General features: G+C 71.2%; 22 protein-coding genes. 5 read left to right on the plus strand and 17 right to left on the minus strand.

Features of this window, described 5'->3' with window-relative positions:
* The first annotated feature begins 18 nt into the window (after positions 1–18).
* Complete coding sequence (locus OHA21_RS14840) at positions 19–1,605, plus strand: MDR family MFS transporter (protein WP_328474312.1); 1,587 nt, start codon at positions 19–21, stop codon at positions 1,603–1,605.
* On the opposite strand, the gene OHA21_RS14845 is transcribed toward OHA21_RS14840, so the two are convergent.
* Genes OHA21_RS14845 through OHA21_RS14860 form a run of 4 tightly spaced genes read right to left on the minus strand, consistent with a single transcriptional unit; the run spans position 1,596 to position 5,223 of the window.
* Positions 1,596–2,330 (minus strand): MerR family transcriptional regulator, encoded by a 735-nt coding sequence (locus OHA21_RS14845; protein WP_328474314.1) that lies wholly within the window; start codon positions 2,328–2,330, stop codon positions 1,596–1,598. The two genes, OHA21_RS14840 and OHA21_RS14845, sit on opposite strands and share 10 nt — an antisense overlap.
* A 16-nt stretch (positions 2,331–2,346) precedes the next feature.
* Positions 2,347–3,573 (minus strand): MFS transporter, encoded by a 1,227-nt coding sequence (locus OHA21_RS14850; RefSeq protein WP_328474316.1) that lies wholly within the window; start codon positions 3,571–3,573, stop codon positions 2,347–2,349.
* Positions 3,574–3,624: 51 nt separating this feature from the next.
* Positions 3,625–3,987, minus strand: a complete 363-nt coding sequence (locus OHA21_RS14855; protein ID WP_328478418.1) for a PPOX class F420-dependent oxidoreductase — start codon at positions 3,985–3,987, stop codon at positions 3,625–3,627.
* A 51-nt stretch (positions 3,988–4,038) separates the two neighbouring features.
* Positions 4,039–5,223 carry an RNA-guided endonuclease InsQ/TnpB family protein gene (locus tag OHA21_RS14860; RefSeq protein WP_328474318.1) on the minus strand — a complete coding sequence of 395 codons (1,185 nt, stop codon included), beginning with the start codon at positions 5,221–5,223 and terminating at the stop codon, positions 4,039–4,041.
* A 365-nt stretch (positions 5,224–5,588) separates the two neighbouring features.
* On the opposite strand from OHA21_RS14860, the gene OHA21_RS14865 reads away from it, so the two are divergent.
* Positions 5,589–6,995 carry an IS110 family transposase gene (locus OHA21_RS14865; protein ID WP_328474320.1) on the plus strand — a complete coding sequence of 469 codons (1,407 nt, stop codon included), beginning with the start codon at positions 5,589–5,591 and terminating at the stop codon, positions 6,993–6,995.
* 6 nt (positions 6,996–7,001) lie between these two features.
* Here OHA21_RS14865 and OHA21_RS14870 read toward each other — a convergent pair whose 3' ends face one another.
* From OHA21_RS14870 to eno, 3 genes are read right to left on the minus strand one after another with little or no spacing between them, the layout of a single operon-like run.
* Entirely contained in the window at positions 7,002–7,856 is an 855-nt protein-coding gene (locus OHA21_RS14870; protein ID WP_328474322.1) for a class I SAM-dependent methyltransferase, read from the minus strand.
* A complete protein-coding gene (locus OHA21_RS14875) occupies positions 7,849–8,562 on the minus strand; it encodes a pyridoxal 5'-phosphate synthase (RefSeq protein ID WP_328474324.1) in 714 nt (237 codons plus the stop codon). The genes OHA21_RS14870 and OHA21_RS14875 overlap by 8 nt, the downstream gene beginning before the upstream one ends.
* Complete coding sequence (gene eno / locus OHA21_RS14880; RefSeq protein WP_328474327.1) at positions 8,559–9,836, minus strand: phosphopyruvate hydratase; 1,278 nt, start codon at positions 9,834–9,836, stop codon at positions 8,559–8,561. Before eno ends, OHA21_RS14875 begins: the two co-directional genes overlap by 4 nt.
* 119 nt (positions 9,837–9,955) lie before the next feature.
* Here eno and OHA21_RS14885 point away from each other — a divergent pair, with 119 nt between their 5' ends.
* Entirely contained in the window at positions 9,956–10,849 is an 894-nt protein-coding gene (locus OHA21_RS14885; RefSeq protein ID WP_328474329.1) for a MerR family transcriptional regulator, read from the plus strand.
* Here the strand turns inward: OHA21_RS14885 and OHA21_RS14890 are convergent.
* The 8 genes from OHA21_RS14890 to OHA21_RS14925 all read right to left on the minus strand — a co-directional run bounded on the left by OHA21_RS14890 (position 10,834) and on the right by OHA21_RS14925 (position 16,853).
* Complete coding sequence (locus tag OHA21_RS14890) at positions 10,834–11,898, minus strand: ABC transporter ATP-binding protein (RefSeq protein ID WP_328474331.1); 1,065 nt, start codon at positions 11,896–11,898, stop codon at positions 10,834–10,836. The two genes, OHA21_RS14885 and OHA21_RS14890, sit on opposite strands and share 16 nt — an antisense overlap.
* Positions 11,895–12,707 carry an ABC transporter permease gene (locus OHA21_RS14895; RefSeq protein WP_328474333.1) on the minus strand — a complete coding sequence of 271 codons (813 nt, stop codon included), beginning with the start codon at positions 12,705–12,707 and terminating at the stop codon, positions 11,895–11,897. The genes OHA21_RS14890 and OHA21_RS14895 overlap by 4 nt, the downstream gene beginning before the upstream one ends.
* 5 nt (positions 12,708–12,712) lie before the next feature.
* Positions 12,713–13,501, minus strand: coding sequence for a molybdate ABC transporter substrate-binding protein (gene modA, locus OHA21_RS14900; protein WP_328474335.1), 789 nt, complete (start codon positions 13,499–13,501; stop codon positions 12,713–12,715).
* Positions 13,498–13,920, minus strand: coding sequence for a TOBE domain-containing protein (locus OHA21_RS14905; RefSeq protein WP_328474337.1), 423 nt, complete (start codon positions 13,918–13,920; stop codon positions 13,498–13,500). Before OHA21_RS14905 ends, modA begins: the two co-directional genes overlap by 4 nt.
* A gap of 122 nt (positions 13,921–14,042) precedes the next feature.
* Positions 14,043–14,879: a hypothetical protein gene (locus OHA21_RS14910; RefSeq protein WP_328474339.1), complete on the minus strand. Its 837-nt coding sequence runs from the start codon at positions 14,877–14,879 to the stop codon at positions 14,043–14,045.
* Positions 14,880–14,914: 35 nt separating this feature from the next.
* Complete coding sequence (locus tag OHA21_RS14915; RefSeq protein WP_328474341.1) at positions 14,915–15,919, minus strand: HEAT repeat domain-containing protein; 1,005 nt, start codon at positions 15,917–15,919, stop codon at positions 14,915–14,917.
* A gap of 6 nt (positions 15,920–15,925) precedes the next feature.
* Positions 15,926–16,594 carry a HEAT repeat domain-containing protein gene (locus tag OHA21_RS14920; protein ID WP_328474343.1) on the minus strand — a complete coding sequence of 223 codons (669 nt, stop codon included), beginning with the start codon at positions 16,592–16,594 and terminating at the stop codon, positions 15,926–15,928.
* Positions 16,595–16,655: 61 nt separating this feature from the next.
* Positions 16,656–16,853 (minus strand): DUF4240 domain-containing protein, encoded by a 198-nt coding sequence (locus tag OHA21_RS14925; protein ID WP_328474345.1) that lies wholly within the window; start codon positions 16,851–16,853, stop codon positions 16,656–16,658.
* 18 nt (positions 16,854–16,871) lie between these two features.
* On the opposite strand from OHA21_RS14925, the gene OHA21_RS14930 reads away from it, so the two are divergent.
* A complete protein-coding gene (locus tag OHA21_RS14930; RefSeq protein ID WP_328474347.1) occupies positions 16,872–17,060 on the plus strand; it encodes a hypothetical protein in 189 nt (62 codons plus the stop codon).
* Between the two features lie 118 nt (positions 17,061–17,178).
* Here OHA21_RS14930 and OHA21_RS14935 read toward each other — a convergent pair whose 3' ends face one another.
* Positions 17,179–18,453, minus strand: coding sequence for a DUF1479 domain-containing protein (locus tag OHA21_RS14935; protein ID WP_328474349.1), 1,275 nt, complete (start codon positions 18,451–18,453; stop codon positions 17,179–17,181).
* A gap of 89 nt (positions 18,454–18,542) precedes the next feature.
* On the opposite strand from OHA21_RS14935, the gene OHA21_RS14940 reads away from it, so the two are divergent.
* Complete coding sequence (locus OHA21_RS14940; protein WP_328474351.1) at positions 18,543–19,679, plus strand: ROK family transcriptional regulator; 1,137 nt, start codon at positions 18,543–18,545, stop codon at positions 19,677–19,679.
* On the opposite strand, the gene OHA21_RS14945 is transcribed toward OHA21_RS14940, so the two are convergent.
* Positions 19,624–21,078, minus strand: coding sequence for an aldehyde dehydrogenase family protein (locus tag OHA21_RS14945; protein WP_328474353.1), 1,455 nt, complete (start codon positions 21,076–21,078; stop codon positions 19,624–19,626). The genes OHA21_RS14940 and OHA21_RS14945 overlap by 56 nt on opposite strands.
* Position 21,079: the final 1 nt, after the last annotated feature.

Consider the following 21,079-nt stretch of genomic DNA (forward strand, 5'->3'; position numbering starts at 1 on the left):
CTTCTCAGAAAGCCGGGCATGACGACTCCACTGCTCCTGACGAAGCGCCGCATCTGGATCATCTTTTCCGCACTGATCGCCGGGATGCTGCTCGCCAGCCTCGACCAGACGATCGTCTCGACCGCGATGCCCACCATCGTCGGCGAACTGGGCGGCGTCTCGTCCCAGGTCTGGATCACCACGGCCTACATCCTGGCCACCACCATCGTGATGCCGGTCTACGGCAAGTTCGGTGACGTGCTCGGCCGCCGGCGTCTGTTCATCGTCGCGATCGCCGTCTTCACGCTCGCCTCACTCGGCTGCGCGTTCGCCACGAACTTCTGGACGTTCGTGGTCTTCCGCGCCATGCAGGGGCTGGGCGGCGGTGGCCTGATGATCCTTTCGCAGGCGATCATCGCCGACATCGTGCCCGCGTCCGAGCGCGGCAGGTACCTCGGCCCGCTCGGCGGCATCTTCGGCCTGGCCGCGGTCGGCGGCCCGCTGCTCGGCGGGTTCTTCGTCGACCACCTCACCTGGCAGTGGGCGTTCTACATCAACCTCCCGGTCGGCATCGCCGCGTTGCTGGTCGCCGTGTTCGCGCTCCGACTGCCCGACAAGAAGCGAGTGAAACCGATCGACTGGCTGGGCGTACTGTTCCTCTCCGCCGCCACGACCTGCCTGATCTTCTTCGCGGACTTCGGCGGCTCGGCCGGTCACGGATGGACCGCGTGGTCCACCTGGGCATGGGCCGCCGGCCTGGTGATCTCCGCGAGTCTGTTCGTGCTCACCGAGGCCCGCGCCGCCGACCCGATCATGCCGCTGTCGATGTTCCGGAACCCGATCTTCGTCAACGCGACGGCGATCGGCCTGGCGATGGGTATCGGGATGTTCGCCGCTCTCGGCTTCGTCCCGACCTTCCTGCAGATGTCCTCCGGCACCTCGGCCGCGGCGTCCGGTCTGCTCCTGCTGCCGCTGATGGTGGGCCTGCTGGGCACCTCCATCGTGGCCGGCATGTTGATCACCCGGACCGGCCGCTACCGCATCTTCCCCGTCCTGGGCGCGCTCATCACCGGCGGCGCGATGGCCGCGATGACCACGCTGACCGCTGCGACGCCGATCTGGCTGATCTGCGGGTACCTGCTGATCTTCGGCGCCGGCCTGGGCTTCATCATGCAGGTCGTGGTCCTGGTGGTGCAGAACGCCGTCTCACCCAACGACATCGGCACCGCCACGTCGACCAACAACTACTTCCGTGAGGTCGGCGGCGCGGTCGGCATCGCCGTGTTCGGAACGATCTTCACCTCTCGTCTGACCGAGAACCTGACCGCCGTGTTCACCGGCGCGGGCGCCGACGCCGAGCAGGCGAGCCGGGCTACCGCGACGATCGACCCGGCCACGCTGCGCGGGCTTCCCGCTGAGGTGCGGGAAGGCATCGTGACCGCGTACGCCGACGCTCTTGCGCCGGTGTTCTGGTACCTCATCCCGTTCATGGTGATCGCGTTGGTCCTCGCGCTGTTCCTCAAGGAGATCCCGCTGTCGGACGTCGCCGGGATGGAAGCCCGCGGCGAGGCGATCGGCGGCGAGGAGGCGGAACGCCTCGAGGCTGAGCACCTGTCTCAGCGCTGAGGCGGGCCGGGCACCTGGTTCAGCCGGGCAAGGAACTCCCGCTGGGCATCATTGAAAACCGCATCCTGGTACGCCGTGAGCAGCGCCCCGGTCCGCGGATCCACGTCCTCCAGCCCGTCGAAGTTCAACTGCCCCAGCACGAGCTGCAGGTCCGCGACGAGCCGGTCGATCTCCTCGTCCGGGGCGTCCGGCGCGAGGGCGGCGAACCGGACCGTGAGTTCGGTGGTGGCCGCCAGCACGGCCGGCTCGGCGACCTGCGACATCAGCCCGGTCAGCGCCGCCCGGCCGGACTCGTCGAGGCGGTGGTGCAGCAGCATCATCACCTCACGGTCGTGCTGGAGCATCTCCGCCGGCAGGTCCGGGCCGCTGCCGAGCACGCCGGCCAGTTCCGGCGGCGTGTCCGGGCTGGCACCGGCGGCGCGCAGCCGGGCGATCACCGCGCGGCGGGCGGTGAGCCGCTCGATCTGCGCGGCCAGCTCCCGGTCCAGCTCGTCCAGCACCGCGTCGGCCCGCCCGTCGGCCTGCAGCAGCGGCGGGATCTCGTCGAGCGCGATGCCGAGCTCGGCCAGCCGCCGGATGCGCAACAGCAGCACCAGGTCGCGCACCGTGTACTCGCGGTAGCCGTTCGCCCGCCGCACCGGCTCGGGCAGCACCCCGACCTGGTGGTAGTGCCGCAGGGTGCGCACGCTGACCCCGGCCATCCGGGCGATCTCGCCGCTGTTCATCGGTGCCTCCCGCCGGTCAGCGTACGAGTTCCGGCTCGATCGTCGGCTGCGGTTCCAGGTCGCGCAGCGCCCGCGCCAGCATCGCCACGACGCCGACGGCGAGCCAGACGACGGCCAGCACGACAGCGCCGGTCCGCGCGCCGGATCCGTCGACCAGCAGCGCCGCGCCGCCCATGCCGATCGCCGGCGCCAGGGTGAGGATCGAGTTCTGCAGGCCCATCACCCGCCCCCGCATCGCGTCCGGGATCCGCTCGACCATCAGCACACCCATCAGGCTGCCGAACAGGCCGTTGCCGAACCCGACGAGGGCCGCGGCGCCGAGCACGAGCCACGGGCCGGCCAGTGTCGCCATCGCGCCGAACCCGGCGATCGTGATCAGCAACCCGGTCCGGAACCAGGTCCGCCGCCGGCCCCGGCCGCCCGCCGCGGCATAGATTCCGCCGCCGGCGAGCAGGCCGACCGCGAGCGCGCTGAGCACCAGGCCGAGCATCTCGGGCCGCTGCTGCAGGGTGAAGTAGACCGGCAGAACCAGCGCCTGGAAGCCGGCCAGCACCACGACCAGACCGACGCTGAGCAGCGTGGTGGTCAGCAGGAACGGCGAACGCACCAGCGTGTGCCAGCCGTCGCGCAGCACCACCCGCCGCGGACCCGTCCCGGCCTCGGCCGCCGGGATCGCGCCCGCGGCACGCGGAATGATCATCGTGACGGCCGCGGCCGCCGCCGACGTCGCGGCGGTGACCCACAGAACGGTGACGCCGTCGAAGGCCGCGATCAGCGCCGCACCGGCCGCCGGCCCGATCAGCAGGACCGCCGCGCCGAGCGCCTCGCGCAGCCCCAGCAGCCGCTCGGCGCTGATCCGCCCGGCCCTGACGATGCCCGGGATCATCGCCTCGCGGGCGGTCATCCCCGGTACGTCACCGAACGACCCGATCACCGCGAACAGCACGAACCAGCCCAGCGCGAGCCCGACCGTCGCGTCCAGCAGCGGCAGCGCGGCGATCGAGAGCGCCGAGATCACATCGGTGATCACCGACGCGGTCCGCCGGTTGATCCGGTCGATGACGACGCCCATGACCAGGCCGGCGACGGCCGCGGGCAGCGCCGAGGCGACGGCGACGGCGCCGGTGGCGAGCACGCTGCCGGTGGTCTGGAGCACGAGCAGGGGCAGCACGACCCCGGCGATGGAGTTGCCCAGCAGGGACAGGACGTAGGAGGCGAGGTACGCCGACGACACGCGGTTCATGCGTGCATCGCAAACCATGACGTCGCGTCGGGGTCAAACGATCGCGGTGGTTCAGATGGTGATCACGATGCCGATGCCCGGTGGGCGCTTGATGCGCAGGATCTTCGAGAACCAGGCGCCGATGCGGGCGGTGACGTAGCGGCGCGCCAGCAGGCGGCGTGCGTTCTCGGTCTCCGACGGTGGCAGGAGCATGGCGGTGCCGCGGACCGGCTGGGCGTCCGGGGCGACCTTGCCCCGGATGTCGCAGGCCACGATCTCGACCTCGGGGTTGCGGCGGATGCGTTTGACCTTGCCGGCGTCGGCGACCGAGACGGTGGTCACGGTGTCGCCCTCGGCCACGTGCCAGACCGGGGTCGCGACCGGGGTGCCGTCCTTGCGGTAGGTGGTCAGGCTGATCTGCTTACTGGCGGCGATCTGCGCGGGGACAGGCGTGACTGCTCCCCGTCCTGAAGGACGGGGCTTCGCCTAAACCTTGACGGGTTCGGGCTGAGACGCCAGCCCGCGTCTCAATACGTTGATCGCGCCGACGATGTCGGCGTGGTCGGTGTAGCCGCAGCCCTGGCAGGTGAATTCGGCTTGGGTGCGGCGGTTCTGTTTCGCGGCGTGCCCGCACTCGGGGCAGGTTTGGGAGGTGTGGGCAGCGTCCACGGGAATCGTGGTCCGTCCGGCGCTTTCAGCCTTGGCGGTCAGGATTCGCAGGAACGCAGCCCAGCCCGCGTCCAGGATGCTCTTGTTCAGCCCGGACTTCTGGGCCACGTTGGTACCCGGCTCCGTCACTGTCCCGGACGCCGAGCGGGTCATGTTGTCGATGCGCAGCTTCTCGTGGGCGATCACATCGTGGGCGCGGACCAGCGTGAGGGCGCTCTTGTGGTGGAAGTCGGCGCGCTGCCGGCGGATCTTGGTGTGGATCGCCGTAACCTTCGCGCGGGCTTTCACCCGGTTGTTCGACCCGCGCTGCTTACGGGCGAGGGCCTGCTGCGCGGTGGCCAGCTCGCCCGCCATCGTCTTGACGAACCGGGGGTTCGGCTCGTGCCGGCCGTCGCTGGTGGTCAGAAACGATACGACACCCATGTCGATCCCGGCCTTGCTGCCGGTCTGCGGCAGTGTCAGGGCGGGCACGTCATCGCACGACAGCACCACGTACAGGCGCTTGCCCGCACGTTTGAGCGTGATCGTCTTGACCCGGCCCTCGACCTTGCGATGCGCGCGGACTTTGATGTGCCCGATGCCTTGCAGGTAGACCCGGGTGTGATCGCTGTCCGGGGTGGAGTTCCACCGGCACGCGTCACCGTCTTTCGGCCACTGCACCGAATCGAACCGGCCGCGACCTTTGAACCGCGGATAGCCCGGCGCCTGCCCGGCTTTCACCCGGCGGAAGAAACCGTCGAACGCCTTGCTCAACCGCCGCAAGGTGGCCTGCTGCGACGAGAACGACCATCGGCCTTGTCCTTGCAGGTCGGCGCGGCGGATCTCCTTGAGCTGTCCGGACTGCTGCCCGTAGCGGATCGTCACCCCCGCCCTGCGATACGCGGTCCGCCGTTCCTCCAGGGCCGCGTTATACAAGATCCGGTGATCCTCGATGCAGGCAAACGCCCGCTGCACCTGCCCCGAAGTGGGACGCAACAGGAACACGTACGCACGCCGCGCCACCTCGCCCACCCCTTTTCTGAGACGATCCTGGCCCTGAACCTAGCGGCCGGGTACGACATTTAGCTTTGATGTTGGGCCTTGAAGATCGATTCGGGGCTTCGTAGGGTGCGTCGGGTCGGGTTCCTCCGGTACGGCTCGGTATACGACTGGTAGCACCGCTTCGCGGTGACTCCTGAGGATTGATCGTTCGGCTGGTAGGGCCGCCCGGCGCACGTGATCCCTGTTCGGGAACCCGCGGCCGCGGAAGCGAGTTTCGATGGACCGCTGCTACCGAATGTCTGGATGGCACACCCCTGCGGAGGGTGCGCGGCGAGTCGTGACGAAGGCTTCCCGACCGTGATGGACGCCCACGATGGGGAGGTGATGTGCGGCTGCGTTTGGGTGTCGACGTGGCATGCAAGGCGGCACACCAGGTGAGCTGCACCGACGAGACCGGCCATTTCCTGTTCTCCGGCCGCAGGTTCCGGACCACCGTCGACGAGCTGGAGAAACTGTGGGCGAGCCTGCCGGCCGCCGATGAGGTACTGGTCGTGCTGGAACCCACCCGCAACGCCTGGGTGCCGCTGGCCGCGTGGCTACGCGCCCGCGGCGCGAAGGTCGCGTTGGTGCCGCCGGAACAGTCGGCTGACCTGCGCGACTACTACCACAAACACACCAAGAACGACCGGCTCGACTCCCGGATGCTGGCCCGGCTGCCGCTGCTGCACCCCGAAGGACTCCGAGTCCTCGGCGACGATGAACTCGGCCCCGCCGACCCGCTACGACGCGCCACCCGCCGGCGCCGCTCGCTGGTGAAACGGCGCACGGCCACCTACGCACGCATCGACGCGCTGCTGGAACTGCTCGGACCGCACTGGGCCGACGCCCTCAACACCGGCGAGTACGGCAAGACCGCCCTCACGCTCCTGGAACGCACCGGCGCCGACCCGCACGCCCTCAAACGCCTCGGCCGTAAACGGCTGACCGCCCTACTCGTGCGGGCCAGCCGCGGCCAGTGGCGGGACGAGCACGCCGACCGGATCCTGCACGCCGCCGAACAGAGCCTGCGACTGTGGGCCGCCGGCGGCCTGGACTTCACCGAACTCGCCGCCGACCTGACCGGCGAGGCCCGCCTCGCCCTGCAACTCAGTGCTGAGATCGACGGCCTCGACGACCGCATCGATGTGCTCTACGACGACGCCGACCCCACCGGCATCCTGCTGTCGGCTCCCGGGCTGGGCGTCACCTCCGCCGCGACCATCCTGGCCGGACTCGGTGACCCCGACCGGTTCGCCACCCTGGCCGGGGTCCGCGCGTTCACCGGCCTGGTCCCCAAACTCGACGAGTCCGGCACCAGCAGCCGCTACGGACCACCCACCAAAGCCGGCGACCCCGCCCTACGCGAAGCCCTGTTCAACGCCGCCGACCGGGCCCGCAAAACCGACCCCACCCTGGCCGCCCGGTATCACCGCCTGGTCACCCAGGCCGGCAAACACCACAACTCCGCCGTCTGCACCCTCGCCGCCGTGCTCGTCACCCGGCTGGCCGCCTGCTGGCGCAACCGCACGCCCTACCAACTGCACGACGTCGACGCCCGGCCGATCACCGCAACCGAGGGCCGCACCATCTGCGCAACCCGCTACCAGGTCACCGATGCCAACCGCGCCCGCAACCGGCCCCAACGTGCCGCGCAGCGGCAGAAACAAGGAACAGGCCGACGCAGTAAGGAGTCGCGAAGCGCTCCAGCAGCCGGCCCGTCCACAGACCACATTAACCACCCGTCGGCGGCTTGACATCCGTTAGGAACTCAACAACGGCCCCTGGCATGCCCGGCGAGGATTCACCACCGCCCTGAAGGACGGCGTACCCTCCTCGCATGCCGATGGCCGATTCGCGGTCAGCCGTGCGGTCCACAGGTCCTCGACCGGCCACTTCCCCGCCCACTCAGCCGTGGCGATGTCGTAGTACTCGTGTGTCTCGGCGTCGTCGGTGGCGTACAGCTCGTGGAGGCCTTCGACGGCGAACCCGCTGGCGCGCAGGATGCGGATCCATTCGCCGTGACTGGGATGGAACTCGAACCCGCCGCCCGGCCACTGCAGCCGGAAGGTTCCCTTCTGCGGCCGCAGCAGCCGCTCCCCCGCGTGTCCGCCGTCCTCGGGCACACAGAGCATCGCCTGGACGCTGTTGGTCAGGAACACCAGCCGCCCGCCGGGCCGCAGCAGGCGGGCCGCCTCCGGGATCCAGCGTTCCGGGTCGCACCAGACGCACGCCCCGTACTCGCTGACGGCCAGATCGAAGGAGCCGTCCGGCAGCGGAACATCCTCGGCGTTCGCCTCGACCAGCGGAAACGACAGCCCGAACTCCTGCTGGCAGCGCCGGGCGGTATCCAGCTGCGCAGGTGTCAGATCAACGCCGACCGGTCGCGCGCCCAGTCTGGCCAGCCACGCGGAGACGTACGCGGTGCCGCAGCCGAGCTCGACGACGTCCAGGCCGGCGACGTCACCGAGTACGCGCAACCGCCGCTCGGAGTTGCCGAAAAGCCCCCAGGCGAAGTCCTCGGCCGCCCACGCCTGACGGGCGCGCGCGTCGGTGAACTGCTCGTTGACGATGGTCCACAGCGCGCGGTTGACGGCGAGCTCATCGGAGTCAAGCATCAGTCGGGGCCACCTCCTCCGGCCCACTGTCGCAGGCGGACCGGGCGAGCCCGTCATCCGTCACGGACGATCCGCGGTCACGGTTGCAGACGCTGTGATCGCCAGCCGTGGTCGGTCCGGTCGTAACGCAGCCGGCGGTGCAGGCGGTCGGCGTTGCCGTGCCAGAACTCGATAGCCGCCGGCTCCAGCAGGTAACCGGCCAGCCGGGCGGGCGCGGGACGGCATCGCCGGACGCGAGCAGATCGGTGGCGCGCCGCGCCAGGGCGGCCGCGTCGTCCAGTGGCGCGCTCTGCCGCGAGGCCGCGGTCGTGGCCCGGGCGCCGGCCGGGCGCTGCGCGAACAGCGCGTCCGACTCCTGCTCCGGCAGCTGCCGGACCGGGCCGGCCACGTGCAGCTGCTGCAGCGTCTCACGCCAGTAGAACGTCGCTGACGCGAACGGCCGTACGGCCAGGTCGGCGCCCTTACGGCTGCCGGCCGAGGTCGTGAAGATCAATCCTCGGGTGTCCGCCGCCTTGAGCAGCAGGACACGGCTGGACGGCGACCCGGCGGCGTCCGCGGTCGCCAGCACCATCGCGTACGGCTCCCGGACACCGTGGGCGACCGCGGCGTCGAGCCAGGCTCGCAGCAGTCCGAGCGGGTCGGCCGGTGGCGCATCGAATTCGGGCAGCGCCAGTGTGGCGTCGCCGGTCAGCGTCTCGGCTGTCATCGCACGCCTCCCCGCGCGCCGGCGTACCGGGCGGCCCGGCCGAGTTCCTCCTCGATGCGGATGAGCTGGTTGTACTTGGCGGTGCGGTCGCTGCGCGACAGCGAGCCGGTTTTGATCTGCCCGCAGCCGGTGGCGACGGCCAGGTCGGCGATGGTGGTGTCCTCGGTCTCGCCGGAGCGGTGCGACATCACGACCCGGTATCCGGCGCGGTGGGCGGTGTCGACGGTGCGCAGCGTCTCGGTGAGCGTGCCGATCTGGTTGACCTTCACCAGGATGGCGTTGGCGTAGCCGCCCTCGATGCCGCTCTGCAGCCGGTCGGCGTCGGTGCAGAACACGTCGTCGCCGACCAGCTGGAGCCGGTCGCCGGCCTGCGCCGTGAGTTTCTTCCAGCCGGCGAAGTCGTCCTCGGCCATCGGGTCCTCGATCGAGGTGATCGGATACCGGGCGGCCAGTTCCCGCAGGTAGGCGATGTGCTCGTCCACGGTGCGGGTCCGTCGCTCACCGGCGTACACGTAGGCGCCGTCGTGGAAGAACTCGGAGCTGGCCGGGTCCAGGCAGACGGTGATGTCCGTGCCGGGTCGGTAGCCGGAGTCCTCGATCGCCCGCACGACGAAGGTGAGGGCCTCGTCGGCGTCGGCGAAGTCCGGCGCGAATCCGCCCTCGTCGCCGACGTTGACGCTGTGCCCGGCCGCGGCCAGCTGTCTGCGCAGCGTGTGGAACACCTCCGAGCCCATCCGTACGGCTTCGAAGAACGAGGTCGCACCCACCGGGGCGATCATGAACTCCTGGAAGTCGAGCGGGTTGTCGGCATGCGCACCGCCGTTGATGATGTTCATCATCGGCACCGGCAGCAGCCGGGCCCCGACCCCGCCGACGTAGCGGTAGAGCGGCTGCCGGTGTGCCTGCGCGGCGGCCTTCACCGTCGCCAGCGACACCCCGAGGATCGCGTTGGCGCCGAGGCGGCCCTTGTCCTTCGACCCGTCCAGCTCGATCATCGTCGCGTCGATCAGCGCCTGCTCCTCGGCGTCCAGACCGGTCACGGCGCCGGCGATCTCCCCGTTGACCGCGGCGACCGCCCTGCTCACGCCCTTGCCGTGGAACCGGGCCGGGTCGCCGTCACGCAACTCGACCGCCTCGTTCGCTCCGGTCGACGCCCCGGACGGCACCGCGGCCCGGCCCACCGAGCCGTCCGCGAGGATCACGTCGACCTCGACGCTCGGATTGCCCCGGCTGTCGAGGATCTGCCGTCCGATCACCCGGCTGATGGCCGTCATCGCACACTCCCTGGTCCCGTCGTGGTTGCCGGACCAGACTGACCGCCCGCCGGCCGGGTTGTCATCGCGAGGAGAACCACGTTGACCCGTACCCGGGGGTGCGGGTTTAAGGTCGGCGCATGCGCGTGGGGGAACTGGCTCGGCGGACCGGAACGACGATTCGGGCGTTGCGCTACTACGAGGAGACCGGGCTGGTCGTGCCGCGGCGCCTCGGCAACGGGTACCGCGACTACGACCCGATCGCCGAACGCCAGGTCGCGCAGATTCGCGAGCTGATGGCCCTGGGGCTGACCGTCGAGGAGACCCGCCCGTTCGTCGAGTCCATCGCCAACGACGACGACGTGTGCGCGGCCGCCGTGGCCACGTTCCGCAGCACGGTCACCAACCTGCAGGCACGCATCGGTGAACTGACCGCCCAGCGGGAGGCCCTCGACGCGCGCATCGACACCGCTGCCCGCCAGGTCGTCACCGGCCCGGCCGGCGCCGGCAGCGAGCCGGTCGACCTGATCGGCAAGCCGCTGCCGGAGCTGCGGTTCTACGGCACCGACGGCCGGCCGATCAGCCTGCACGCTCTCGGGCCCGGCCGCAGCGTCATCTTCGTCTACCCGCTGACCGGCCGGCCGGGCGTCGATCTGCCCCGCGGCCTGCTGGAGATCCACGGGGCCCGCAGCCAGGACAGCTGGTTGCGCGACCATCACGCCGAGATCCTCGCCGCCGGCGCCGCCCGGGTGTACGGCCTGTCCGCGCAGTCGACCGGCTATCAGCGGGAGCTGGTCCACCGGCTGCGGCTGCCGTACCCGCTGATCCCCGACCCGAAGCTGACCCTGGCCGCCGCTGCCCGCCTGCCCACCCGCACGGTCGGCGACCTGATCGTCTACGAACGGCTCAACCTGATCGTCACCGACGACCTGGTGGAACACGTCTTCCACCCGATCCCCGACCCGGCATCGCACGCGCTGCACCTCATGCGCTGGCTCACCCAGCGCCGGGCGGTCGGTCAGTCGGCCGGGTAGGCGCGGGTCTCGCTGGCTTTGACGGCCACCCACAGTTCCCGGCCCGGTTCCAGGTGCAGTTGGGTGGCGGCGGCCGGGGTGATGTCGGCGGCCACGGTGATCGGGCCGTCCAGGCGGACCCGCAGGTTGTCGCCGTGACGCTGGATGTCGGCGAGCACGGCCGGCCAGGTGTTGCGCGGGCTGCCGTCCGGCTGGTGCGGGTGCAGGGCGACCGCGGCCGGTGGGAACGCCACGAATGCTTCGCCGTGCACGGTGTCGGTGGTGGTGAGCGTGAAGTCGCCGGTGAGCGCGACGGTGTGCCCGTCGGCTTTGCCGCGGTAGAGGTTGAGGCCGACGAGGCGGGCCACGTAGTCGGTGCGGGGCCGGGCGGTGATGGTGGCGGCGTCGCCCTCCTGCACGACCCGGCCGTGTTCGACGATGACCAGGCGGTCGGCGAGGACCAGGGCGTCGAGCGGGTCGTGCGTGACCAGCAGCGTCGCACCCGGGTGCGCGGCGAGGTGTTTGTTCAGCTCAGCGCGGGTCTCCAGGCGGGTGCGCGCGTCCAGCGCGGCGAGTGGCTCGTCGAGCAGCAGCAGGACGGGGTCGACCGCGAGGGCCCGGGCCAGGGCGACCCGCTGCGCCTGCCCGCCGGAGAGCTGGCGGGGTCTGCGGCGGCCGTGTTCGGCCAGGCCGACCCGGTCCAGCCAGCGGTTGGCGATGCCGTGTGCGGTGCGCCGGTCGACGCCGTGCCGGCGGGGGCCGAAGGCCACGTTGTCGCGGGCGCTCAGGTGCGGGAACAGCAGGTAGTCCTGGAAGACCACGCCGATCGGGCGGTCCTCCGGCGGCGTCCACACCCGGGCGTCGGGCCGGTCCAGTTCGCGTCCGTCGAGGGTGAGCTGCCCGGCGGAGAGCGGGGTGAGCCCGGCCAGCGCGCGCAGGGCGGTGGTCTTGCCGGCGCCGTTCGGTCCGAGCAGCGCCACTGTTTCGCCGCGGTGGATGCGCAGGTCGATGTCGAGCTGGAACGTGCCGCGCTGCACCACGAGCCGGGAGTCGAGCAGAAGGTCGGTCATGGCGAGGTCAACCACTTGTCGCGCAGGGCGGCGAGGATCGTGACCGACACCGCCAGCAGGATGAGACTGAGCACGACGGCGCCTTCCAGGTCGCCGCTCTCCATGGTCTGGTAGACGGCCAGCGGCATCGTCTGGGTGATCCCCGGGAAGTTGCCGGCGAACGTGATCGTCGCGCCGAACTCCCCCAGCGCCCGCGCCCAGCACAGCACCGCGCCGGCCGCGATCCCCGGTGCGACCAGCGGCAACGTGACGTGGGTGAAGCTGGTCCAGCGGGAGGCGCCGAGGGTGGCGGCGGCTTCCTCGTAGCGGGTGTCGGCGCCGCGCAGCGCGCCTTCGACCGCGATCACCAGGAACGGCAGGGCCACGAACGCCTCCGCGATCACTACTCCGGCGGTGGTGAACGGCAGGGTGATCCCGAATGTGCTGTCGAGCCACTGCCCGACCAGGCCGCGGCGGCCGAGCGCGAGCAGCAGCGCGATGCCGCCGACCACCGGCGGCAGCACCAGCGGCACGGTGATCAGCGCCCGGACCAGGCGCCGCCCGGGGAACTCGACGCGGGCCAGCAGCCAGGCCAGCGGCACGCCGAGCACGAGACACGCCGCGGTGGCGAGGGTCGAGGTGAGCAGGGACAGCTTCAGCGCCTGCGCCACCTCCGGCTCGGCGAGCCGTTGCGGCAGCGTCGACCACGGGGTCCGGGCCAGCAGCCCGGCCAGCGGCAGGATCAGGAAGATCAACCCCACAACTGCGGGCAACAGCAGGGGTACGGGTACGCGCGCGCCGGTTCCCGGACGCCGGATGGTCGTCGTCACTGTGCTCAGGGTGCCTGGAAGCCGGCATCGGTGAGCACCTTCGTGCCGTCGGCGGAGAGCACGTAGTCGAGGAACGCCTGAGCGCCGGCCGTGTTCTTGGCGTCCTTCAGCACCACGATCGGGTAGTCGTTGATCGCCTTGTCCGACTCCGGGAACTCGACCGCGTCGACGTCGGCGGCGGCCGCCTTGGCGTCGGTGCGGTAGACCAGCGCTGCGTCCACCTCGCCCAGCTTCACCTTCGACAGCGCGGCCTTCACGTCCTGCTCCAGCGTCACCGGCGTGATCTTGGCAGCGGCGGCGTCGATCGCCGTCTTCGCGGCAGCGCCGCACGGCACCGCCTCGGCGCACAGCGCCACCTTCACGTCGGGCTTGGCCAGGTCGGCCAGTCCCTGGATGCCCTTCGGGTTGCCCTTGGCGACCGCGATGACCAGCTGGTTCTTCACGAACGTGGTCGGGGTGCCGGCGGCGTTGCCCGCGTCGGTCACGGCCGCCATCTGCTTCGGGGCGGCCGAGGCGAACACGTCGGCCGGGGCGCCCTCGTTGATCTGGGTGGCCAGCGCCGAGCTGCCCGCGAAGTTGAACGTCACGGTCGTACCCGGGTGCGCCTGCTCGAACTGTTTGCCGAGCGTGGTGAACGACTCGGTGAGCGAGGCCGCGGCGAAGACCGTCACCGCACCGGACACGGTTGCGCCGCTGCTCGGCGTACCCGATCCGGGGTTGTCGTCCCCGCTGCCGCCGCACGCGGCGATGCTCAGGGTGAGCAGCGCGGCGGCCGCGATCCGGAATGCTCTCAACTGGTCCTCCCCTTAGGTGCCGCGGCCGGGGCGGAACGCTCCACCACCACCGTGGTCGACTTGATCACTGCCACGGCGACCGAACCGACCTTCAGATCGAGCTCGTCGACGGCTTCCCGGCTCATCAGCGACACCAGCCGGAACGGTCCGGCCTGAATGTCCACCTGCGCCATGACGGTGTCCTTGACCACGGCGGTGACGATCCCGCGCAGCCGGTTGCGTGCCGACGACTCCTCGGCCCGCTCGTCCACATCCGAGGCACGGGACCGGACGAACGCGGCCAGTTCCACCCCGTCGATCACCCGGTGGCCGTGCTCGTCGCGGCCCGCCGGGAGCCGGCCGGCATCCACCCAGCGGCGGACCGTGTCCGCGCTGACCCCGAGCAGCTCCGCCGCCTCACCGATCCGAAACACCGTCACGGCGATCACTCTATCGGCCCCGCAGGTAAGAGGGGCATTCCGGTGATGCGATTCGCACATGCGGCCGCAAAACCGTGTTCCACGCCGTAGATGCGCTGAGATAGCACCTCGCTTGGACCTGATCAGCTGCGAAGACTCCGCCGCCCGCTTTCATACGCTCGCCGTCCCCCGCTGACCTCCCGGCCCCTGGCGCGGGCGGCCCACCACGCGGTCACGCCGAGCTGCACGACCAGCGCGCCCACGATCGCGATGGTGAAGGCGGCGGGGATGCCGAGCGGCACCAACAGCACGGCGGTGAGGAAGCAGAACACCGCGAACCCGACCAGCCCTTGCGTCACCCCGGACAGCGTCCGGATCGCCGCCGACGGCCCGTGCTGAGCCAGCACGAAGGCGGCGACGACGCTGGTCGCGATCGGGAACGGCGCCAGAATCCCGGTCACCACCGGTCCCGCGTAGGCGGCGACCCCCGTGACCGTCAGCACCAGCACCGCGGTGGCGGCGGCCCGTCCCGGCAGATCCCACCAGGGCGGGGTCACCGTCGCGGCCGTGTCAGGGTCGCCGTCGATGGCCGCCACCAGCCGGTATGCCACCCACGTCGCGACCAGGACGAGCAGGAGCGCCCAGCCGGCGCCTACCGGCCGCTGAGCGAGCACGATGTCGGCCAGCACGTTCGCCGCCCAGGACACCGCGAGCGTCAACGGCCATCGCCACCGCCGGCCCGCGTAGGCGAAGACGACCGCGAACACCGCCAGCGACACCAGCCCCAGCAACGATGCTGCCGCCGCGCGGGCGCCGAAGCGGACACCCTGCTCGAGGCAGGTGATCAACAGAATGGGCCCGGCGACGATGGGGAACGCCACCAGCGTGCCCGCCACCCGGCCGCCCCATCGGCGTCCCGCCAACCACGACCCGACCACCAACAGCGGCGCCAGCAAGAGTTTCAACACCAGCAGCGTCACCGCCACACCCTAGACGGGTCTCCGCGATCACTGCTTCAGGTGAGCTTGCGTAGCTGGAGGATGTACGTCGCGGTGAGGGCAACGCCGCGGTCGTCGTCCCGGGTCAGATCGGCGAGGGCGCGGGACGTCGTCGTCCCGGGGATGTCCGCGAGCGCCTGGGTCAGCCGCCGGCGCCCGGCCGATGCGACGGCGCCGTGGGCGAGCCGGTCGACGAGACCGGCAGCGATCTGGTCGGCCAGCCCGGGATCAGCGGCCAGCCCGCTCAGCGCGTCGGCCGCGTCGACGTCGTTCGCCTCGTCGACGATCATGTCGAGGAGGATCGGCACCGTCTCGGCGACTCCCCGTGCCCCGGCTGCGAGCGCCGCGCACCTGCGCACTCCGACGTCGGCATCGGTGAGGGTGTTGCGCAGCAGTGCGGTCGCCGCACCGTCCGGGATCTCGGCGATGCACTGGACGGCACGTGTGCGCACCTCGGCCTCCGGCGCGTCGAGACCCTGGGCAAGCAGAGCCAGCGCATCGTCGCCCGATTGCGCCAGGGCCCATCGCAGCGCTCCGGCGACGTTCGGGTCCGTCTCGTGCAACGCCGCCTCGACCAGGGCCTCCACCGGCGGTCGAGTCTCCTCGACCGAGGACAGCGCCGCACGCTGCCGCTTCCCGGCGCTCTCCGAGCCCAGCGCGTGCAGCAACGCGACGATCTGCAGGACGTCTTCCCAGCCGCCGGGATCCGCGGCGCCGATCCGCCGCAGTCGCGTCAGCAAGTCGACCTCAGCTGCGATGCGGTCCTGCGTCTGCCGGATGAGGCCGTCGACCAGCTGCGACGGTGTGAAGGCGGGATCATCCAGCGCGCGCCCGACCTCGCGCAGCGACAACCCCAGCGACCGCAGGCTCTCGATGTGGAAGATCCGCCGGATGTCCTCGCCGGAGTACTCGCGATAGCCCGCCCCGGTACGACCCGTCGGCCGGACCAGGCCGAGCGAGTCGTAGTGCCGGAGCATGCGGGCGCTGACCCCGGACCGTCGCGCCACGTCACCGATCAACACCGGCTGTCATCCCTTCTCGTCGCCCGTCCCGAGAGCAACGATGCGCTTCGCCTGCTCGATCGCGAACTCGAATCCGGCATCCGGATCGCGCAACAACCGCTCTGTGGCGATGGCGTGCCGGCGTACGCCAGGGTCCTGATCCTTCATCGCGGCGCCCAGCGCCGGCAGGATCACGTCGCCGAGCGCGACCAGTGCCCGGCTCAGGCTCACCTGGGTGTCACGGCGGCCGCGCCCCAGTTGCGTGACCAGCACCTCGGCCAGCCCCGCTTCGTCACCATCGGGGACGAGTACGACCGCCGCACGCCAGGCACTGCGGGCCACCTCGTCGTCGGCGTCGGTCAGCAGCGACCGGGTGATCGCCGGCCAGGCCCGCCGGTCTCGGATCTTGGACAGGGTGTGCAACGCCTGGCTTCGTGCCTGCATGTGCTCCGATCGGAGCTCGCCGACGAGCCGAGGGACTGTCATCGCCGCCGGGTATCGGGTGAGCGCCCACGTGAGCATGTCGCGCACGTAGAAGTCGGGCTCGACCGCGCACCGCTCGATGAGCTTGTCGACGAACCGCGGGTCCGCGGCCGCGCCGATCGCCAGCGCCGCCTGCAGCCGCATCGACGAACTGCCGCTCTCCAGCCGCTGCAGAGCTCGCGTCGTGGTCAGGTCCTCTGCCGGAATGGTCATCGGAATCACCTCCTGACCACAGCCAAGACCTTGTCATCGTGACAAGGTCAAGCCGCGGCGGTCAGCCGCCGGTCATCAGGTGGGCGGCACCCCAGCGGTTCCAGTCGTACGACTCCGCGCCGAGCAGGGCATAGCGCAGATCGAATGAGACGGCCGCGGTCGGACCCAGATGGGCGAGACGGCTCGCGATGCGTACGGCCACTTCCTCAGCGCCTTCGCCGGTCCGGGTGTCCTGCACGCCCGCGCGATCGACGTTCAACGAGAACTCGTCCCGACCATGATCGTCACGCGCGGGACCTTCTCACGCGCCGCCCACACGGGCCATGCGGGCGGGCACGGCGCGCTCCCGCTCGGTGAGCGCCACCGGGACGCCACCGGCGCCGCGGCCCTCATCGAGCAGCTCGGCCTGTGCTTTCCGCTGCTGTGCGTGGTCGCGCTGAGCCGGCGCGGCCCGCGATGGCAGTAATGTCCGTCGCGGTGGCCGCCGTCGTCTGGCCGGTCGCGCACATCGCCGGCTTTGCCGCAGTGGCTTCGCTCCGGCCGCAGACCCACCCCGACCGGGCGGCCTCAGCGCGAGCCGGCCTTCAGGGCCGGGTAGCAGGTTCGAGGTTGAGGCCGCGGCGTCCGATGTGGTTGAGGTCGGCCGGCTGGAAGCGGTTGGGCCAGTCACGTTCGTAGTGCTCGGCCGGGAAGTCGCTGGGGCTCTCGCCGCTGAGGAAGGCGGCCCGTACGGAGTTGGCGTACTGCTCGTTGCGCGGGCACCACGGCGCGGCGGGGATGTACATGACGTTGCCCCAGCCCCGCTGGGCCTCGACCGGCGCGACGCTGTGGATCATGTCGCAGTGCCACCAGACCGAGTCGCCGGCCTTGACGTCCGGGATGCCGGTGAGGGCCTCCATCAGCGGGGCGTGCCATTTGTGGCCGGCCGGGAAGACCTGGTTGACGGTGACGCCGCACATGTCGTCGTCGGGGACGTCGGACAGCAAGGGGCGCAGCATCAGGTAGGCCATCGCCTCGGGGATCGGCACGGTGTGCAGCACGCCCTGGTCGTGGTCCATGTCGGACAGGGCGGTCCAGCCCTGGAAGGTGCGGAACGCCGAGCACATGGTGGTGCCGGGGTATTGCGGGCCGGCGGTGCGGTGGGCGGCGTCCCACGGGTCGTACTGCTCGACGCTGCCGTCGAACAGGTGCCGGAACGCCTGCTGGTACGCCTGGGTCATCCACAGGTCGAGGGTGCCGGGGTCCAGGTGGGTGCCGAGGCCGGCCGAGTCGGCGCCTTCCGGGCGGCGCCGGATGCGGTCGGGATACAGCGAGTCGCGGTGCGGGTCGAACCACTGCACTCCGTCGGACTCGTGCTTCCACTGGCTGTTGAGGAACGCCTGCACGGTGGCCATGCGCTCGCTCTGGCGGGCCTGCATCTGGGCGGGTGACCAGTAGATCGGGTAGATCTCGGGCTTGGAGCCGACGCTGCCGAAGAAGTCGTCGCCGGGTCCGCGGTAGTTCTCGAAGAAGTGGTTGCTCTCGACGTAGTCGACGATGTCGGCGTCCCACTGCAGGGCCTGGGCACGCTCGAAGTGACCGCGCACGACCAGGCAGCCGCGGCGGCGCAGCTGGTCGAGCTGTGCGGCGGTGACGGTGCCGTCGGCGATGTCGGCGTAGTCGATCACCGGCCAGATCGGCTCGCCGCGGCGGCGGGCCGCGGTGATGTCGTCGACGGCGGACTGCACGCGCTGTTCGACGACGGCGAAGACCTCGTCGACGGTGCGGCCGGACGCGGCGATCCGCGCGCGCAGGGCGGCCTTGATCTCCCGGGTCGCGGCGGCGAGGTCGGCGGGCGTCTCTTCCCAGTGCGGAAGCACGGCAGTTCCTTTCAAGTCATGTTCCTTTACTTGAATGACTGTAGGGGCGCGCTCGCTTTCTAGGCAAGAGGCCTGACTAGAATCGGCACGTGGATTCCGCCAAGCCTTCGCAGGACCTGGTCCGGGCGCTGACCGACGAGCACGTGCTGACCGCCCTGATGCGGCACCGGCGCCTGACCCGGGCCGAACTGGCGGCCGCGATCGGCATCTCGAAACCGACCGCGGGCGAGAGCGTGCGCCGCCTCACCGAGCGGGGCCTGCTGGTCGACACCGGCGAGCGCACTGTCGGCGGGCGCGGCCGCGGCCGGGTCGGGTCGTACTATGCGCTGGCGCCGACGGCCGGGGTGGCCCTCGCCGTCACCATCACCTCGGCCGGCGTCGTGACCGAATGCCTGGACATCTACGGCGACACCGTGGCGCGCGCGGTCCGCGAGATCGACCGGCCCGCACACCCGGACCAGGTGGCCGCCGCGTTGCGTGACGCCGTCGCGCAGGTCGGCGACAGCGCCGGCGGGCCGGTTCGGCTTGCCGTCATCGCCGCGGCCGACCCGGTGGACCGGGACACCGGCCGGCTGGTGCAGCTGCCCGACGCGCCGTTCCTGGTGGGCGAGCTCGATCCGGCGGCGATCCTGGCGCCGCTGCAGGTCATCGTGGACAACGACGTGAACTGGGCGGCCCTGGCCGAGCGGGCGGAGCAGGCCGCGCGCTGCGACTTCGCCTACCTCTACCTGGGTGAGGGGCTGGGCTGCGCAATCGTCAGCGACGGCGAGGTCCGGCGCGGCCACCACGGTCTGGCCGGCGAGATCGCCCACCTGCTGACCGTCGGGCCGCACGGTCGCGCGATCCGGTTCATCGAGGTGTTCGGTGAGCTGGGCCTGCGCCGCGACGGCTCCACCGCGATCGACGTCGAGCGGCTGCTCGCCTGCGGCTCGGACAGCCGTCAGGTGATCGGCGAGGCGGTCGCCGGTGTCATCGCGGCTATTGTCGCGCTCGCCGACCCGCAGGAGATCATCATCGGCGGTTCCTGGGGGCCGCAGCTGATCGACAGCATCCGGGCGGCGACCGCCGGGTTGCCGCGCCCGGCGCCGGTGCGCGCTGCCACGCCGGACGGAAACCCGGTCCTGTCCGGGGTCCGGGCCGAGGCGCTACGCCGGCTGCAAGGCGCGGTCGTCAGAACGGGAACGCCCGGCCCTGCTCCCGCACCGAGACCCACTGCAGCTCGGTGAACTCCTCCGCCGCCATGCCGATCCCGAACCGGCCCCAGCCGGTGTCCTTCACCCCGCCGAACGGCATCTGCGGCTCGTCGTTGACCGTCTGGTCGTTGACGTGCACGATGCCCACCTCCAGCCGGGCCGCCAACCGCATCGCGCGCGGCACGTTGCGGGAGATGATCGAGGCGACCAAGCCGAGCTCGGAGCGGTTGGCGTGCGCGACCGCCTCCTCGGCGGACTCGACGACCTCGACGGTCACGATCGGCCCGAACGTCTCGCTCTCCGCCAGCTCGGTGTCCGGCGGCACGTCGACCAGCACGGTGGCGGGGTAGCACGGCGGCTGCGGTTCACCACCGGCGAGGATCCGGGCGCCGGCGTCGACCGCCTGCTTGACCCGGCGTTCCAGCGTGGCCAGGGCCCACTCGTTGATGACCGGGCCCACGACGGTCGCCGGATCGGCCGGGTCGCCCATCGGCAGGGTCGCCACCTTCGCAGCGAACTTGGCCAGGAACTCCTCGGCCACCGGCCGGGCCACATAGATGCGCCGGGCGCACATGCACAGCTGGCCCTGATGCAGGAAGGCCCCGTACGCCGCCGCGTCGACGGCGTAGTCCACGTCGGCGTCCTCGGCGACGATCATCGGGTTCTGCCCGCTGAGCTGCAGCACCACCCGCTTGAGCCGGGTGCCGGCCTTCTCGGCGAGCCGCCGGCCGGTGGGCGTCGACCCGGTGAAGTTGATCCGCTTGACGTGCCGGCTGTCGAGCATGGCGTCGGCGATGACCCCGGCCTCACCGGGCGCGTGCGTGACCACGTTGAGGACGCCGGCCGGCAGCCCGGCCTCCTGCAGGATCTCGGCCCACAGCGCCCCACCGGTGTAGGGCGACTCCTCCGAGGGCTTGAGCACCACCGTGTTACCCAGCGCCAGCGGGCCGGCGATCGCGCGGCCGCTCAGGGTGAGCGAGGCGTTGAACGGCGCGATCGCGCCGACCACGCCGACCGGCCGGCGCACAGCAAGAGCCTGGGTTCCGGGTACGTCGGACGCGAGCATCTCGCCGACCGGCCGGTAGGCGAGCTGGGCGGCCTGGCGCAGCAGACTCACCGCGAAGTCGACCTGGATCTCGCCGAACTGCGAGCCGCAGCCGGTCTCCCGGGCGAGCGCCTCCTGCACGCTGCGGCGCCGGTTCTCCAGGATGTCGGCGGCACGCAGGAAGACGGTCTGGCGCCGGACCGGCGCGGCCTGCGACCACTCGCCGAACGCGGTGTGCGCCGCCGCGATCGCCCGAGCGGCGTCCTCGTCATCGCCGGCCGCGACCGCGCCGATCACCTCACCCGACCAGGGCGAACGGTTGTCGTAGGTGCGCCCCGAGGCAGCGTCGGCCCAGGTTCCCCCGATGAAGTGGCGTACGGCTTGCATC

The sequence above is a fragment of the Actinoplanes sp. NBC_00393 genome (assembly GCF_036053395.1).
Classification (GTDB): Bacteria; Actinomycetota; Actinomycetes; order Mycobacteriales; family Micromonosporaceae; genus Actinoplanes.

Coding starts and splice junctions, on each gene's coding strand:
- eno (WP_328474327.1), bottom strand. CDS start 9,836: ATGACGGCCATCAGCCGGGTGATCGGACGGCAGATCCTCGACAGCCGG.
- OHA21_RS14945 (WP_328474353.1), bottom strand. CDS start 21,078: ATGCAAGCCGTACGCCACTTCATCGGGGGAACCTGGGCCGACGCTGCC.
- OHA21_RS14870 (WP_328474322.1), bottom strand. CDS start 7,856: ATGCTTGACTCCGATGAGCTCGCCGTCAACCGCGCGCTGTGGACCATC.
- OHA21_RS14875 (WP_328474324.1), bottom strand. CDS start 8,562: ATGACAGCCGAGACGCTGACCGGCGACGCCACACTGGCGCTGCCCGAA.
- OHA21_RS14930 (WP_328474347.1), top strand. CDS start 16,872: ATGATCGTCACGCGCGGGACCTTCTCACGCGCCGCCCACACGGGCCAT.
- OHA21_RS14885 (WP_328474329.1), top strand. CDS start 9,956: ATGCGCGTGGGGGAACTGGCTCGGCGGACCGGAACGACGATTCGGGCG.
- OHA21_RS14850 (WP_328474316.1), bottom strand. CDS start 3,573: ATGAACCGCGTGTCGTCGGCGTACCTCGCCTCCTACGTCCTGTCCCTG.
- OHA21_RS14920 (WP_328474343.1), bottom strand. CDS start 16,594: ATGACCATTCCGGCAGAGGACCTGACCACGACGCGAGCTCTGCAGCGG.
- OHA21_RS14845 (WP_328474314.1), bottom strand. CDS start 2,330: ATGAACAGCGGCGAGATCGCCCGGATGGCCGGGGTCAGCGTGCGCACC.
- OHA21_RS14890 (WP_328474331.1), bottom strand. CDS start 11,898: ATGACCGACCTTCTGCTCGACTCCCGGCTCGTGGTGCAGCGCGGCACG.
- OHA21_RS14840 (WP_328474312.1), top strand. CDS start 19: ATGACGACTCCACTGCTCCTGACGAAGCGCCGCATCTGGATCATCTTT.